Source organism: Enterovirga sp. (assembly GCF_035325185.1).
GTDB lineage: Bacteria > Pseudomonadota > Alphaproteobacteria > Rhizobiales > Beijerinckiaceae > Enterovirga.
In genome coordinates, this window is record NZ_DAOLAJ010000086.1 from 1 (window position 1) to 15,072 (window position 15,072).

Below are 15,072 nucleotides of genomic sequence, written 5' to 3' on the forward strand. Positions count from 1 at the left end.
CCGCTGAGCCGGCTGCATGCCATCAGCAAGGCCGACAATCTCGGGCTGGGGCTGATCGTGCTGGGGCTGCTGCCGCAGGCGCCCAGCCTCGCGGGCGGCCTCAAGCTCCTCTTCGTCTGGCTGCTGGCGCAACTCTCCGCCGCGACGGCGAGCCAGCTCCTCGCCCAGGCGATCCATCGCCGCAAAGCGGGATCATGACGGCCCTTCTCGACCTCGTGCTGGCCGTGGGCCTGCTGGGGCTGGCCGTGCGCGTCGTCACGGCGCGCGACGACCGCGGCGCGATCGTGACCTTCCTCGGCTTCGGCCTGCTGCTCGGCCTCGCCTGGGCGCGGCTCGCGGCGCCGGATGTCGCGCTGACCGAGATCGCGATCGGCGGAGGCGGAGCCGGCATGCTGCTGCTGCGGGCCGAGGCCGTCCTGCGCGGGCGCGGGGCTCCCGGTGAGCCGGCAAGCCGGGCGGGACGGGCCGTGGCCGCCCTGGCCTGCCTCCTGGTGACGGGCGGGCTCGCCTATGTCGTGCTGGCCTTTCCCTCGCCGGCCCCCACCCTGGCGCCGGCCGCCGCCGGCTCGCTCGGCGCGACGGGGCTCGGGAACCCCGTCACCGCCGTCCTCCTGGCCTATCGCGCGATCGACACGCTGCTCGAGAAGATCGTGGTGCTGCTGGCGGTGGTCGGAATCTGGTCGCTCGCTCCGGACGGGCTCTGGGGCGGCGCCCCGGAGGTCCGCTTCGGCGACGTTCCCGAGCCGCTCGTCTACCTGGCGCGCATCCTGCCGCCCTTCGGCGTCGTGATCGGCATCTATATGTTCTGGGTCGGCGCGGATGCGCCGGGCGGGACCTTTCAGGCCGGCACGGTGCTCGCGGCGATGTGGCTCCTCGTCATGATGGCGGGGCTGCGCCGGCCGCCGGAGACCGGGGGGGCGCCCCTGCGCCTCGCCCTGGCCGGCGGGCCGGCTCTGTTCATCGGCACCGGCTTCCTCGGTTGCGCCGTCGCCGGGGCCTTCCTCGCCTATCCCGAGGCGCTCGCGAAGCCGCTCATCCTCCTCATCGAGGCCGTGCTTACCCTCTCCGTGGCGGCGGCGCTCGCCATGCTGGTCGCCGGGCCGGCCCGCCGGGCGCCGACGCGATGACCGCCCTCCTGCAACCGGGCGCGCTGCCCGGCCTCTGCGGCGCGGCGCTGGCGGGGATCGGCCTGTTCGGCATCGTCACCCATGCCGGGCTGCTGCGCAGGATCGTCTGCTTCAACATCCTGGGCGCGGGCATCTTCCTCGTCTTCGGCACGGTCGCGCGGCGCGGGGCGGGGGCCGGATTCGGGGCCGACCCGGTGCCGCAGGCGCTCGTCATCACGGGGATCGTCGTCGCCTTCTCCGCGAGCGCCCTCGCCGTCGCGCTGCTGCTGCGCCTGAGCGAGCTGGAGAACTACGAGCGGGCCGAAACGGACGGCGAGCGGGGCGGCTCGTGACGCACGCCGCATCGGTCCATGCCACGACGCCGGACGGGCTTCTGCTCGTCCTGGCCGTCATGCTGCCGGTCTGCGCCGTGCTCGCCATCCTGGCGGGCGGGCCGCGTCTCGCCGCGCGCATCGCCCTCGGCGCGCTCGCGGCGGGCCTCGCCGTCGCGATCGCGATCGCGGCCCGGCTCATGATCCGGGAGGCGGCTCTCACCTATGTCGTCGGCGGCTGGTCCCCCCCGCTCGGCATCGCCTTGCGCGCCGACGGACTCTCGGTCGCGATGCTGCTGATGACGGCCCTGGTGGTGACGGCGGTCGGCCTGTTCGCCTTCCTCCAGCAAGGGCTCGACGGCGCCTCCCGCGAGGGGAGGGGCCCCGCGACCTTCTGGATGATGCTGCTCGGGCTGTGGAGCGCGCTGAACCTCGCCTTCGTCGGCGAGGATCTGTTCAACCTCTATGTCGCGCTGGAGCTTCTTACATTCGCCGCCGTGCCCCTGGTCTGCCTCGACGGCCGCGCCGGCACGCTCGCCGCCGCCTTGCGCTACCTGATGTTCGCGCTGCTCGGCTCGCTGCTCTATCTCCTCGGCACGGGCCTCCTCTACGGCCAGGCCGGCACGCTCGACCTCTTCGCCCTCTCGCGGCTCGGCCGGCAGGATCCCGCCATCTGCATCGCGCTCGCGCTGATGATCCTCGGCCTCCTCGCCAAGGCCGCGCTCTTTCCGCTCCATCTGTGGCTGCCGCCCGCCCATGCGGGGGCGCCGGCCCCGGCCAGCGCCGTGCTCTCGGCGCTCGTGATCAAGGCCCCGGTCTTCCTGATCCTGCGGCTCGTGCTCGACGTCGCCCCCTCGCAGGTGGCGCGGCCCGCCGGCCAGTTCCTCGCCGTCCTCGGCGCCGCCTCGATCCTGTTCTGCAGCGTCCTCGCGCTGCGGCAGGCGCGGCTCAAGCTGATGATCGCCTATTCGACCGTGGCGCAGATCGGCTATCTCTTCATCGTCTTCCCGCTCGCCTTCGGCGGCGAGGGCGCGGCCTGGACCACCATCGCCTGGACGGGCGGCGCCTTGCAGGTCGTTTCCCACGCCCTCGCCAAGGCGGCGATGTTCCTCGCCGCCGGCGTCATCGTCGAAGCCTACGGCCATGACCGCATCGCCGATCTCGGCGGCTTCGGCCGGGCGCTCCCGCTGACCGCCGCCGCCTTCGTGCTGGCGGGGCTCTCGCTGGTGGGCATTCCGCCGAGCGGCGGCTTCATCGCCAAATGCCTCCTGCTGTCGGCCTCCGTGATCGAGGGCCATCCCGGGCTCGCCCTCACCATCCTGGCGGGCGGCCTCCTCGCGGGCGGCTACGTCTTCCGCGTGGTCGACCGGGCGCTGGCGACGGGGCCGCTTCCGCCGAAGCGGGCCGTTCCGCGCCGGCTGGAACTGCCGGCCCTGGCGCTCGCCATCGCCGCGGTGCTGCTCGGCTTCGTGCCCCTGCGCCCCTTCTGGTTCCTCCAGATCGGCCGCGAGGGCCTCATTGCGGCGGTGATGCCGTGATCTTCGGCGCGCCGCTCCTCGCCGCATCGGTGCTGGTGCCGCTGCTCATGGCGGTCTCCTGCCTGTCGGCGCGGTTCCGCGCCCGCGTGCTCTCCCTCCTCGTCTTCGCGCCCTGGCCGGCGCTGCTGGCGGCCGTCATCGTGAAGGAGGAGCGCTTCGCCTTCCTGCCCCCGCCCTTCCGGCTGACGCTCGTGATGGACCGGCCGGGCGCGATCCTGCTCGGCGGGGCGGCTCTGCTCTGGAGCGCCGCCGGCGCCTATGCCGCGGCGACGATGAGACGCGATCCCGCCGCGCCCCGCTTCGCCGTCTGGTGGCTGATGACGCTTGCCGGCAGCCTCGGCCTGTTCGTCGTCGGCGACGTCGTGACCTTCTACCTGCTCTTCACGCTGGCGAGCCTGTCGGCCTACGGACTGATCATCCACGAGGAGACCGAGCCGGCACGCCGGGCGGGCGTCATCTACGTGGTGCTGGCGCTCGTGGCGGAGGCCGTGCTGCTGATCGCGCTGGTCATGCTCGCCGCCGGCCACCCGGACGCCAATCCCCAGATCCGCGACGTCGTCGCCCTTCTGCCGGATTCGCCGATGCGCGCGGGCATCGTGGCTTTGTTCATCCTCGGCTTCGCGCTGAAGATGGGGCTCGTGCCGCTGCATGTCTGGCTGCCGCTCGCCCATCCGGCGGCGCCGGCCCCGGCCTCGGCCGTCCTGAGCGGCGTCGTGGTCAAGGCTGGCGTGATCGGACTGATCCGCTTCCTGCCTTTCGAATCCGGGCAGGCGCTCGGGGGCGGCGTCCTCGTCGCGGCGGGGCTTCTCACGGCCTTTTACGGCGCCGCGATCGGCATCACCCAGCCGCGCCCGAAGACCGTGCTCGCCTATTCCACCGTCAGCCAGATGGGGCTGCTCGCGGTGCTGCTCGGCGTCGGCCTCGCGACCGCCGATGCCGACGCGACGCTGCTCACCGCCTATTACGCCGTGCATCACACGCTGGTGAAGGGCGCGCTCTTCCTCGGCATCGGCATCCTCGCCGCGGCCGGGGGGGCGCGCTGCCGTCTCGTCTTCGTGCCGATGGCTCTCCTGGCCTTGAGCCTCGGCGGGATGCCGCTGACGAGCGGCGCGCTGGCCAAGCTCGCGGTCAAGCCGATGCTCGGCTCCGGCCTCCTCGCCGCCGCGATGACCCTCGCGGGCGTGGGCAGCACCGCCCTGATGACGCATTTCCTGCTGCTGGTCGCGGAGGGCAAGCCGGCCGTCCCGCCTCCGGCCGCCCAATGGCTTCCCTGGCTCGCCGTCGCGATCGCCTCCCTGATCATTCCCTGGTCGCTCTATCCGGCGGTGAGCGGCGAGACGCTCGCGAGCCTCCTCCATCCGGCGGCGCTCTGGAAGACGACATGGCCGCTCCTGCTCGGCATCGCGGCGGCGTTTCTCGCGCATCGCCTGCCGCGCCTGCGCGGCTCGGTTCCCGAAGGCGACATCGTCGTGCTGGCGCTCGCCGGGGTGCCCGCGGTCCTGCGCCTCTCGGAGGGGATCGAGCGGGCCGATGCCTGGCTGCGGCGCTGGCCGGTCGCCGGGCTCTGGCTCCTCGGGCTCGCCATCCTGCTCGGCGGGATCATGGCGATGCGCGTCTGAGCGGGCGCGACCGCGCCGCGCCTTGACAGGATTCGCTCCCGCGGGATGATCCGGCCATGCGTGGTCGCCTCTTCAGCCTCGCCCTTGCCGCCGGCCTCCTTGCATGGGGCGGGCCGGGTCTCGCCCAGGGCTCGCCTTCGCCGAAGCCGGCCGAGGCGCCTGCCCGCCCGGCGAGCCTCGACGATCTCTATGCGCGCCTCGCCCAGGCCAAGGACGAGGAGGAGGCGAAAGGCGTCGCCGGGCTGATCGAGCGCCGGCTCGAGCGCTCGGGAAGCGACACGGCCGATCTCCTCCTCGCGCGGGCGGGCGAAGCCCTCAGGGAGAAGGATGCGGCTTTGTCGGTCGAGCTTCTCGACCGCGTGACCCAGCTCGCGCCGGGCTGGGCGGAGGCTTGGATGAGGCGCGCCGCCGCCTTCTGGCAACTCGACGATCCCTCCCGCGCCCTGATGGATGTCGAGGAGGCCCTGGTCCGCGAGCCGCGGCATTTCACCGCCTGGATGATGCTCGGCCATATCGCGCTCTCCTCGGGCGACAAGGCGGGGGCCCTGGCCGCCTATCGCCGCGCGCTCGGGATCCATCCCTTCCTGGAAGAGGCGGAGAAGGCCGTGAAGCGGCTCGCTCCCGAGGTCGACGGCCGCGACCTGTAGGTTTGTGGCGCCCCGGTCACTCCCCCGGCCCGGATTCCCGTGCGAGATTGTCCGCCATGAGATTCGCGCGCCTGCTTATCGCCGTCGGCCTGCTGTCCGGCCTCGCCGGCTGCATGTCCGCCGCCGAGCTTCGCTCCCAGGACGAGATGCGCTGCCGCGGCTACGGCTTCCGTCCGGGCACGGATGCATTTTCCAAATGCCTCCAGAATTTCGATCTCGACCGCTCCGCGGATCGGCGCGCGATGCTCTACGGGCCCGGCCCGGGTCCCGGCTTCGGCATGGGGTTCGGGGGCGGCTTCGGCTGGCGTCGCGGATGGTGATGGGTCGCAAGCGCGCCTGCTGCCTCGCCCTCCTGCTGGTTCTCGCCGGCTGCGCCGGCGGTTCCGAGGAGAATAGGCGCTTCGGCGGCGCCTATGGCGGCATCAGCGGCGGCCCCATCCAGGGCGCGAGGTAGCCTCCCCGGCCCGGACATGAAATCCCGCAGGGTTCCGTGGAGTGGCACGCCTTCGCCGGCGCGCAGGCCCCAGCAAGCGCGGATTTACCATAGCCCGGCAAATCGGGAACGGCCCGGCCGTTAACCCTCTCTCGCAAGGCCGCGGGAATTCGCGCGCGCTATTCGAGATGGCCGCACCTTCCCGGGCATGCGGGTTGCGGAGCGTTCTGCCGGGATGGACGGAGGCCCATTTTGAACCAGCAATGGCCCCGGGTGGCGCAGCTCGATCGGCATTCCGAGCCGCCGCGCCGGCTGGCTTCCATCGGCTTCGAAGGCGCAGCCGCAGGGCCGGAGACCACCGCCGAGGTGGCCGACCTGCTGCGCATCCTGTCGCGCCGCCGCCGGGCCATCCTGGCCACGCTCGCGCTTTTCGTCGTCCCCGCGCTTCTCTATTCCTTCCTGGCCACGCCCCTCTACACCGCGGTCTCGCAAATCCTGGTCGATCCGCGCGATCGGCAGGCGGTGACGAACGACATGAACGCCTCCGCCGTCGCGCCGGATGGCGGCGTCGCCCAGGCGGAAAGCCAGGTGCGGGTCATCGAATCCGACACGGTGCTCCTGCGCGCGATCGCCGAGGTGGGCCTCGAGGCGGATCCCGAATTCGGCTCGCCTCCCGACGGGCTCGCGAGGCGCCTCCTGAGCGTCCTGCCGGGCCTCTCCCCGGCCCCGCGGGACGCCACGGACTCCACGAGCAAGGCGCGGGCGCTTCGCAACCTGCGCCGCAGGCTCGCGGTGAAGCGCGCCGACAAGGTGTTCGTCATCGACATCGTCTTCACGGCCACCTCGCCCGAGAAGGCGGCCCGGATCGTCAACGCCATCGCCAAGGCTTATCTCGCGGACCAGGCCGAGGCCCGCTTCGAGGCGGCCAAGCGCGCCTCGGCGGAGCTGGCCGGACGCCTCGACACGCTGCGCGCCGACGTGAACGCGGCCGAGACGCGGCTCGAGACGTTCAAGGCCCAGCACGGCCTGATCGCCTCCTCGGGCCAGCTCGTCGGCGAGCAGCAACTGACCGATCACAATGCCCGCCTCGTGGCGGCGCGCAACCGGATCGCGGAGACGAAAAGCCGGCTCCAGAGCCTGCGCGAGGCCCGCGGCCAGATCCTCGATCCCGGCGCGACGCCCGAGGCGATCGGCTCGGCGGTGATCGAGCGCCTGCGGGCGCAATATGCCGAGCTGACCAGCCGGGAGGCCGAGCTGCGCACCCAGCTCGGCCCGAGCCATCCCGCCATGGTGGCGATCCGCACCCAGAGGGCCGAGGTGCAGCGGCTGATCGGCGCCGAGACCGGCCGGATCATCCAGGCCGCCGAGGTCGAGTACCGGCGCGCGGTCGAGAACGAGCGGCTGCTGGCGGCCAGCCTCGACCGGCTCCAGGCCCAGTCCGTGGAGCGCGGGCAGGCCAATGTGCAATTGCGCGAGCTGGAGCGGGAGGTCGAGGCGAGCCGGTCGGTCTACAATACCTTCCTCCTGCGCTCGCGGGAGATCGGCGAGCAGGGGCGCGTCGATCCGACCAGCGCGCGGGTCATCACCTGGGCGCGCCCGCCCGACGAGAGAAGCTGGCCGCTCCGCCTGCTGATCATCGGCGCCGCCCTGGCCGGCGGGCTGGGCGGCGGCGCGGGCCTCGCGCTGACGCGCGAATATCTGCGGCCGACGCTGCTGTCCCGGCGCCAGGCCGAGTCGCTCCTGGACGCGCCGGTCATCGCGACGCTCGTCTGGCCGCCTGCGCTGCTGGGCCGCGCCGGGCGGGCGCGGGCGGCCTTCCTCCTCGATTCCCTCCTGGAGCGCCGCGAGCACGGCCGCGGCCCGGCCTCGCTCGGCCTCCTCGTCTCCGCGACCGAGGGCGACACCGCCGATGGCCGCGCCGTGATCGAGCTTCTCGCGGATGTCGCCCAGATGCGGGGCGACCGTGTGCTCGTCGTCCTGGCGCGGCCCGGTCATGGATTCCTCGACGTGCTGCGGGGGGAGGAGGGACTGGAGAGGGCCGGGCGCGAGGATCCGGGCACCGGCGTGATGCGCATCGGCATCGGGGAGGGGCGCAGGCTCGGCCGCGACGCCGCCGAGCGCGACGGCCTGCGCCGCGCGCTCGCCGATATCCGCCGCTGCTTCGATCTCGTCCTCTTCGAGGGAGGAGCGCTTTCGGAAAGCCCCTGGCACGGCCCGCTCGCGGCGGCGATCGACCAGCATCTGGCCGTCGCGCGGCCGGGGACCACGCTCCAGGCCGATCTCGCCGAGCTGGGCAAGGCCGCGGATGCCCTGCGGCTTCCCGTCTCCGGCGCGCTCCTCCTCGAAAGCCGCAAGGGCGGACGATGAGGCGCGAGGCCTTCGCGACCCCGTGGGCCGCCGCGCGCGTCCGGCCGGCGCGCGGCCTCGGCCTCGTCGTCCTGGCCGTGCTCGTCCTCGGCATTTCCGGCGGCCTCCTCTGGACGCTCGGCATCAATTACGAGGGGCTTTCCGGCAGCGCGGCGCACAAGATCCATCCCGCCACCTATCTGACCGTCGCTCTCCTCGGCCTCGCGATGCTGCGTGCGGGCAATCCGGTGGCCTATCTGGCGCGCGTCGGCGCGGCGCGGCCGGCGAGCGTCTTCATCTGCGCCGCGGGGATCGCGCTGCTCCTGCACATCATGCTGCGGAAGGGGGCGGGCATGGCCGGCTCGCTCGACACCTTCCTGCTGCCGGGCCTCCTGGCCATGCTGCTCGTGGATGCCGACGAGACCACCTTCCGCCGGCTGGAGACGGTGGTGCATGCCGTGATGACGGCGAACGCGCTGCTGGGACTGGTGGAATTCGCCACCGGCCAGCGCTTCTTCCCCTTCCGGGTGGACGGCGTCGCCTTCGAGACCGACACGCGCTCGGCCGCGCTCCAGGGGCATCCGCTCGGCAATGCCACGCTCACGGCCTGCTACCTGGCCGCGCTCATGGCCGGGGGCGGAACGCTCCCGCCCCTGTCCCGGCTCGCCATGATCGGGCTGCAATTCGCCGCCCTGATCACCTTCGGGGGGCGCTCGGCCCTCGTCGTGAGCGTCCTCGTCGTCGGCGGCCGGGGGCTCGTCCTCCTGCATCGCATGCTGCTGCGGGGGCGGGTTCCGCTCCTGGCGGCCGCGGCCATGGCCCTCGCGCTTCCGCTCGTCCCCATCGCCATTGCGGGGCTCGCCCATGCCGGGTTTTTCGATGCGCTGCTCGATCGCTTCCGGGAGGACGGCGGCAGCGCCCATTCGCGCGTCGAGATGTTCACGCTGTTCGCCGCGCTGCCGCTGCGCGACCTGATCTTCGGCCCAGACACGTCGCTGGTCGACAGCCTGCGCCGCATCAACGGGCTCGAATGGGGCATCGAGAATCCGATCGTCCGCACCCTCCTCTACCAGGGCATCCTCATGACGGCGCTGCTGGTGGCCGCCGTCGCCCTCTACCTTCGGGAGGTGGCGCGCCATTGCCGCGCAGGCACGGCGCTTCCGATCCTGGTCTTCGCGGCGCTGGTGAACACCTTCGAGAGCCTGGGCAGCAAGACGACGCTGCTGGCGAAATTCGCCATCCTGCTTCTGGTCCTCTTCCATCCGTTCCACCCGGAGGGACGGCGGAGGCCCTGAGGCGCCGCGTGCCTCAGCGGGACACGGCGAGACCGAGCGCGCCGAGGACGGCCGGATCGAGCGCCCGGCTCGTCTCGTCCATGAGGCCCATGCCGGGATTGAACAAGGTCCACATGGCCCAGCCATAGCCGTGATCCTCGGCGGTCCGGCGCAGGTCGGCGAGATAGCGGGCCCGGTCGGCCGCATTCGCCGCGACATAGGGGCCGCCCGTGACCGGCCGCGCGACCTCCGTCGTCTGCAAGGAGCCGAACTCGCCCATCAGGATGCGCTCCGGCCCGAGCCCGTGGCCGGTCGCCCAGCCTCGCAGCACCGTGAAGAACTCGCCTCCGTTGCCCGGATCGCCGGTGAAGTAGCCGGAATCGATCGGCGGATTGAAATACGGCTCGAGGCCGGAGCGGATCGTCTCCTCATAGGCCCGGAGGCGGGCTTGCGAATGCCCGTCCGGGAAGGCCGCCATCCGCTCGCGGACCGAGGCCATCGTCCTGGACAGCGACCCTGCCGATCCCGGCCAGGGCACGTCGTTGAGCCAGGCATATTTCGGCTCGGACCGGGCGAGCCAGGGCGCGCCCTGGTGGCTGAAGAGGTAGGGCTCGTAGAAGTGAAAGGTGAACAGGAGCGGGTCGAAGGATCGGATGAGCGCCCGCGGATCGAGCCGGACGAGGCCCCGGATCGATCCGCCGAAGGCCCCCGTCGCGACCAGCTTCAGGCGCGCGGCGGAGGCGCGGGCCGCTGCCAGGAGGATGTCCTGCCGCGCCGCCCAGTCGTCCGCCGCGGATTGGGGGGGCTCGTTGACGGGCTCGAAGGCGAGGCGTTCGATCGGAAGCGCCGCGAGGCTTCCGGCGAAACGCGAGACGAGACGCCTGTAGGCGTCGAACATGGCGGCGGTGGAGCCGTAGAGCTCTTCCGCCGTATATCCGGGCGTGCTGTCCGGTTGCAGGTTGACGACGGTGCCGAGCCCGGCGGAATGCGCCAGGGCGACGGCCTCGGTCACGGCCTCGATGCAGCGCCGCAATTGCCGTTCCTGGCCTGTCGAGGCGAGGTGAAGAAAGGGCGCCGGGCAGACCGGAAGGCGGATGAAGTCGAATCCGGCCGCCGCGAGCTTGGCCAGATCCTCATATCGCGGCACCGGCCGGTCCGGATGGAACGGGGGGATCGCCGGATAGGCGCCCGCGGGCGGAAAGGCGACCGGAAAGGAGAACCACGGCCAGGCATTGACCCCGCGATCGAACCCTCTCGCCGAGAGGCGCGCGGCGCCGGCTGCGGGAATGCCCGGCGGGAGCGCGCCTGCGAGGGCGCTCCCGGCGCCGAGCCGGATGAGCGTTCGGCGCGATGGCCTGTCGTCTGTCCGTGGCACGGGAAGCGTCCTGCCTTTGGCGAGCCGACTGTCCTCATATCTTGGCAAGCATAAAAGCGGATGAACGCGGCTGCCGGCTTGCTTCTCCCGCCGCGGCGCCGATCTTGCGGGCCGGCATCCCGGTGGCCCGCAAGGGCCGGAAAGAGGACAGTAGCGTCCCGATGACACACATCACTTGCGTTCATCAGGGCTACGAACTCTACGGCTCCGACCGGAGCTTCGTGGAGAGCGTGCGCATCATGCGGATGACCTATCCGCAAGCCGAGATCGACGTGGTGCTGCCGCGCGAAGGGCCGATCGTCGAGCCGCTGCGGGAACTGGCGACCCGCATCGTCGTCGAGCCGCTCTGGGTGCTGCGCCGGCGCGACCTGCCGCGCCTCGCGACGCTCGGCCTTGCGACCCTCCCCCTCGCGGTCGCGCGCGCCATCCGCCGCATCCGCCGCAGCGACCTCGTCTATGTGAACACCTCCGTCGTCGCCGATTACCTGCTGGCGGCGGGCCTGAGCCCCGGACGCACCGTCCTGCATGTGCACGAGATCGCCGAGGGTCCTGTCCGCGCCGGGCTGCGCGCGCTGGCGCGCTGGGGCCGGCCGCGGATCGTTTTCAACTCGCGCGCCACGCAGCGCGCCTTCGCCATGCCCGCCTCCATCCCGCAGGACGTCGTCTATAACGGCATTGCCGATCCCGGCCGGCCGAAGGCCATGACCTATGACGGCACGCGCCCGCTGCGGCTCCTCATGCTCGGGCGCATCAGCCGCATCAAGGGGCAGGACGTGCTGCTGCGGGCGATCGCGGGGATGCCAGCCGCCCTGCGCGAGCGGATCGAGCTGCGGATCGTCGGCAGCGCCTTCGAGGACCCGGAGCGGGAGCGCCGGCTCTCGGCCACGATCGCCGAGGCGGGCCTCGGCGATCGGGCTGTGCACCTGCCCTTCACGGCCGATCCGGACGAGCATTTCCGCTGGGCCGACGTCGCCGTCGTGCCCTCGCGGCTTCCCGAATCGCTCGGCCGCGTCGCGATCGAGGCCATGGCCTACGGCGTGCCGCCCCTCGTCTCGGAGATCGGCGGCCTGCCCGAGGTGGTGGAGGACGGACGGACCGGCTGGATCGTGCGGCCGGACGATGCGGATGCCCTCGCTTGCGCGCTCGCCGCCATCATCGCGAAGCCGCGGGACTGGGCTTCCTTCCCCCAGGCCGCCCGGATGCGCTACGAACGGGTCTTCGCGCAGGATGCCTGCGCATCGCGCTTCGTCGCCTGCCTGGGCGCCGCCCTCGCCGGACGCGGCCGGGCCGCTTCCGGCGGCGGAATGCCGGGGGGTGCGGCGGCGGTCGTGAACGCGCCGTGCCATGGCCCGGAGGCCGAATGGAGGAGTTGAGACGCTCCATGCATGTGCGGGTGCGCTTCGACGGCCGGGCGCCGCGACTGTGGCATGCCCGGCTCGTCGAGAGGCTTGCGCGGATGCCGGGCCTGCGCGTCGACGTCGATGTGCGGCCGGGCGGCGAGCCGTGGCCCGCCAATGCCGACTTGCTGTTCCGGCTCGAAAGTCTGCTCAACCGGCTGCCGGGGTCGAAGGTCTCCGCCCCGCTCCCGGCCGGGGCGCTCGCCGCGCTGCCTCGCGCGGGCGACGACATTCCCGATCTCGTCCTCGACATTTGCGGCGACGTGCCGCCCGCAGCCGGCGGGCGGGTGTGGCGGCTGTCCTTCGACGGACGGCCCGGAGAGGTGGGCCTGCTGGCGGGACTCCTCGCCGGCGACGTGCCGGTCGCGGTGCTGACGGAAGGCGGCGCGGTCGTGGCCTCCGGCCGGCCGGGTAGCGAGGTGCCCGGCTGTCTTCCGATCGCCTTCGAGGACATCCTGATGCGGACGGCGACCCTGATCGTCGCCGCCCTCTCGACACCCGGCGCCCGGCCCGCCGGGCCGGTCGGCCGCGCGGGCGCGCCCGGTCCGCACCTCACCATGCCCCGTCTCGCCGTCCTGACGGGCCGGATGCTCGTCCGGGCGATCGTGACGCGGCTCTATCGCCTTTGCTTCCGGACGCCCCATTGGCGGATCGGCTGGCGGCGGCTCGACGGGCCCGGATTGATCGACCTGCGCGCGCTGCCGCCCGTCCAGTGGCACCGCCTGGCCGATGACGGGCGCCGATTCTACGCCGATCCCTTCCCCATCGTTCATCGGGGGGAGACGTGGCTGTTCGTCGAGGATTTCGTCCATGCGGTCGGGAAAGGGGTCGTCTCCGCCCTGCGGTTCGGGCCGGACGGCCCCGTCGGGCGGCCCGAGCCGGTGCTGGAGGAGCCTCACCATCTCTCCTACCCCTTCCTGTTCGAGCGCGAGGGCGCCGTCTGGATGATCCCCGAGAGCGGCGGGGCTGGGACGATCGACCTCTACCGCGCGAGGAATTTTCCGGGCGGCTGGGAGAAGGTCACGACATTGGTCTCGGGAATCGTGGCCAGCGACGCGACGCTGGTCGAGGAGGGCGGGCGCTGGTGGATGTTCGTCACCGTCCGCGACGGCCCGCCCGCCGCCCCCCTTGGCAGCGGCTCCTATTCGGACGCCCTGCACCTGTGGTCTGCCCCCGATTTCCGCGGGCCCTGGACGCCGCATCCGCGCAATCCGGTTCTGATCGACATCGCTTCCGCGCGTCCCGCCGGCGCGATCGTACGGCGGGGCGGCGCGCTGATCCGGCCTGTCCAGGACTGCACCCGCGGCTACGGCCACGGCCTCGCTTTGGCGCGCATCGACCGCCTCGACGAGGAGGATTACGCCCAAACCGTCGAGACCGTGTTCATGCCGGGCCCCGCCTGGCCCGGCACGCGCCTGCACACCCTGAACAGCGCCGGCGGCCTCGAATTCATCGACGGCTCGGCCCGCGCGCGCCGGCTGGGCTGAAGCTTCGCCGGCAATTGGCTTGCCGGCTCTCTTCCCCGAATATGGCGGACCCGCTGCCCCCGGAGCTTCCCGTGACCCCGATCCTCGTCATCGCCAACAAGCTCTATTCCTCATGGTCGCTCCGGCCCTGGATCCTGCTGAGGCAGCTCGGTCTCGCCTTCGAGGAGGTGCTGGTGCCGCTGCACCAGCCCGAGACCGCCGCCGCCATCCGCCGCTATTCTCCGGCGGGAAAAGTGCCCGTGCTGGTGGATGGTGGGGTGACCGTCTGGGATTCGCTCTCCATCATCGAATATGCGGCGGAACGCTGGCCCGAGGCCGGCATCTGGCCGCGCGACGTCGCGGCCCGGGCCCTCGCCCGCTCGATTTCGGCCGAGATGCATTCGGGCTTCATGGGCCTGCGCCGCGCCTGTCCCATGAATCTCGGCAAGAGCTTCGCCGGGCGCGATCGCGGCGAGCAGGTCGCCGTGGACGTAGCCCGCATCGAGGAGATCTGGGCGGATGCCCGGCGACGCTTCGGCGAGGGCGGCCCGTTCCTGTTCGGGGCCTTCACGGCGGCGGACGCCATGTACGCGCCCGTCGTCACCCGCCTCGATACCTACGGGATCGAGGTCGGAGCCGGGACGCGGGCATATATGGATGCGATCCTCGGCTGCTCCGCCTTCGGGGAATGGCGCGAGGCAGCCCTGCGCGAGAGCTGGGTGGTGGATGCCGACGAGGTGGACGAGCCCGCCCTCGCCGATCACCGCAGGGAGATCGGCGCCCTGCCCTGAGGAAGCCTTGGGCGCCTTCCGTCAGGCCGGCACGGGCACGGGCGGCGCCTCGCGCAGTGCCAGGTTCTTGCGGACGGCGTCCTGGATCTTCTCGAAGGCGCGCACCTCGATCTGCCGCACGCGCTCGCGCGAGACGCCGAACTCGCCCGACAGGTCCTCCAGCGTGACCGGATCCTCCGACAGGCGCCGCGCCTCGAAGATGCGGCGCTCGCGGGGATTGAGCACGCCGAGGGCGTCCCTGAGGGCGGCGAGCCGGTTGCGGCCCTCTTCCTCGCTGGCGAGCACGCTTTCCTGGCTCGCCGAATCGTCGACCAGCCAATCCTGCCATTCGCCCTCGCCCTCCTCGCGCAGGGGAGCGTTCAGGGACACGTCGCCTCCGAGGCGGCGGTTCATCTCGACGACGTCCTGCTCGGTCACTCCGAGCTTCGTCGCGATGGTGGCCACCTGGTGGGGCTTGAGGTCGCCCTCCTCCAGCGCCGAGATCTGGCCCTTCGCCTTGCGCAGGTTGAAGAACAGCTTCTTCTGGTTAGCGGTCGTGCCCATCTTCACGAGCGACCACGAGCGCAGGATGTACTCTTGTATCGCCGCCTTGATCCACCACATGGCGTAGGTGGCCAGGCGGAAGCCCTTGTCGGGGTCGAAGCGCTTGACGGCCTGCATGAGGCCGACATTGCCTTCGGACACGACCTCGCTGATCGGCAGGCCGTAGCCGCGATAGCCCATGGCGATCTTCGCCACGAGGCGCAGA

At 72.1% G+C, this 15,072-nt stretch carries 15 protein-coding genes; 13 read left to right on the forward strand and 2 right to left on the reverse strand.

Annotation, left to right across the window (positions count from 1 at the left end):
* The 10 genes from PKD06_RS14890 to PKD06_RS14935 all read left to right on the forward strand — a co-directional run.
* The coding region (locus PKD06_RS14890; protein WP_324381403.1) for a monovalent cation/H(+) antiporter subunit G at positions 1-198 on the forward strand (198 nt) is incomplete at its 5' end.
* Complete coding sequence (locus tag PKD06_RS14895; RefSeq protein WP_324381406.1) at positions 195-1,127, forward strand: MnhB domain-containing protein; 933 nt, start codon at positions 195-197, stop codon at positions 1,125-1,127. The genes PKD06_RS14890 and PKD06_RS14895, both read left to right, overlap by 4 nt.
* On the forward strand, positions 1,124-1,459 hold the full coding sequence (locus PKD06_RS14900; protein ID WP_324381408.1) for an NADH-quinone oxidoreductase subunit K: 336 nt from the start codon (positions 1,124-1,126) through the stop codon (positions 1,457-1,459). The genes PKD06_RS14895 and PKD06_RS14900 overlap by 4 nt, the downstream gene beginning before the upstream one ends.
* Complete coding sequence (locus PKD06_RS14905) at positions 1,456-2,976, forward strand: proton-conducting transporter membrane subunit (protein WP_324381410.1); 1,521 nt, start codon at positions 1,456-1,458, stop codon at positions 2,974-2,976. The genes PKD06_RS14900 and PKD06_RS14905 overlap by 4 nt, the downstream gene beginning before the upstream one ends.
* Entirely contained in the window at positions 2,973-4,595 is a 1,623-nt protein-coding gene (locus PKD06_RS14910) for a complex I subunit 5 family protein (RefSeq protein ID WP_324381412.1), read from the forward strand. The genes PKD06_RS14905 and PKD06_RS14910 overlap by 4 nt, the downstream gene beginning before the upstream one ends.
* A gap of 56 nt (positions 4,596-4,651) precedes the next feature.
* Positions 4,652-5,242, forward strand: coding sequence for a tetratricopeptide repeat protein (locus tag PKD06_RS14915; protein WP_324381414.1), 591 nt, complete (start codon positions 4,652-4,654; stop codon positions 5,240-5,242).
* A gap of 56 nt (positions 5,243-5,298) precedes the next feature.
* The gene (locus PKD06_RS14920) at positions 5,299-5,562 is read left to right on the forward strand and encodes a hypothetical protein (RefSeq protein ID WP_324381416.1); all 264 of its coding nucleotides are present in this window, start codon (positions 5,299-5,301) and stop codon (positions 5,560-5,562) included.
* A complete protein-coding gene (locus PKD06_RS14925; protein ID WP_324381418.1) occupies positions 5,562-5,696 on the forward strand; it encodes a hypothetical protein in 135 nt (44 codons plus the stop codon). The genes PKD06_RS14920 and PKD06_RS14925 overlap by 1 nt, the downstream gene beginning before the upstream one ends.
* Before the next feature lie 231 nt (positions 5,697-5,927).
* Positions 5,928-8,042: a GumC family protein gene (locus PKD06_RS14930; RefSeq protein WP_324381420.1), complete on the forward strand. Its 2,115-nt coding sequence runs from the start codon at positions 5,928-5,930 to the stop codon at positions 8,040-8,042.
* Entirely contained in the window at positions 8,039-9,316 is a 1,278-nt protein-coding gene (locus tag PKD06_RS14935) for a VpsF family polysaccharide biosynthesis protein (protein ID WP_324381422.1), read from the forward strand. The genes PKD06_RS14930 and PKD06_RS14935 overlap by 4 nt, the downstream gene beginning before the upstream one ends.
* A 13-nt stretch (positions 9,317-9,329) precedes the next feature.
* Here the strand turns inward: PKD06_RS14935 and PKD06_RS14940 are convergent, their stop codons facing one another.
* Entirely contained in the window at positions 9,330-10,670 is a 1,341-nt protein-coding gene (locus PKD06_RS14940) for a cellulase family glycosylhydrolase (protein ID WP_324381424.1), read from the reverse strand.
* Between the two features lie 161 nt (positions 10,671-10,831).
* Between PKD06_RS14940 and PKD06_RS14945 the strand changes: the two genes are divergently transcribed.
* The 3 genes from PKD06_RS14945 (at position 10,832) to PKD06_RS14955 (ending at position 14,324) form a co-directional block, all read left to right on the forward strand.
* Entirely contained in the window at positions 10,832-12,043 is a 1,212-nt protein-coding gene (locus PKD06_RS14945) for a glycosyltransferase (protein WP_324381426.1), read from the forward strand.
* Positions 12,040-13,554, forward strand: coding sequence for a formyl transferase (locus PKD06_RS14950; RefSeq protein ID WP_324381428.1), 1,515 nt, complete (start codon positions 12,040-12,042; stop codon positions 13,552-13,554). Before PKD06_RS14945 ends, PKD06_RS14950 begins: the two co-directional genes overlap by 4 nt.
* Before the next feature lie 71 nt (positions 13,555-13,625).
* Positions 13,626-14,324, forward strand: coding sequence for a glutathione S-transferase family protein (locus PKD06_RS14955; protein ID WP_324381430.1), 699 nt, complete (start codon positions 13,626-13,628; stop codon positions 14,322-14,324).
* Between the two features lie 21 nt (positions 14,325-14,345).
* On the opposite strand, the gene PKD06_RS14960 is transcribed toward PKD06_RS14955, so the two are convergent.
* A partial coding sequence (locus tag PKD06_RS14960) for an RNA polymerase factor sigma-32 (RefSeq protein WP_324381431.1) occupies positions 14,346-15,072 on the reverse strand: 727 nt, incomplete at its 5' end.

Coding starts and splice junctions, on each gene's coding strand:
- PKD06_RS14945 (WP_324381426.1), top strand. CDS start 10,832: ATGACACACATCACTTGCGTTCATCAGGGCTACGAACTCTACGGCTCC.
- PKD06_RS14895 (WP_324381406.1), top strand. CDS start 195: ATGACGGCCCTTCTCGACCTCGTGCTGGCCGTGGGCCTGCTGGGGCTG.
- PKD06_RS14920 (WP_324381416.1), top strand. CDS start 5,299: ATGAGATTCGCGCGCCTGCTTATCGCCGTCGGCCTGCTGTCCGGCCTC.
- PKD06_RS14900 (WP_324381408.1), top strand. CDS start 1,124: ATGACCGCCCTCCTGCAACCGGGCGCGCTGCCCGGCCTCTGCGGCGCG.
- PKD06_RS14935 (WP_324381422.1), top strand. CDS start 8,039: ATGAGGCGCGAGGCCTTCGCGACCCCGTGGGCCGCCGCGCGCGTCCGG.
- PKD06_RS14925 (WP_324381418.1), top strand. CDS start 5,562: ATGGGTCGCAAGCGCGCCTGCTGCCTCGCCCTCCTGCTGGTTCTCGCC.
- PKD06_RS14915 (WP_324381414.1), top strand. CDS start 4,652: ATGCGTGGTCGCCTCTTCAGCCTCGCCCTTGCCGCCGGCCTCCTTGCA.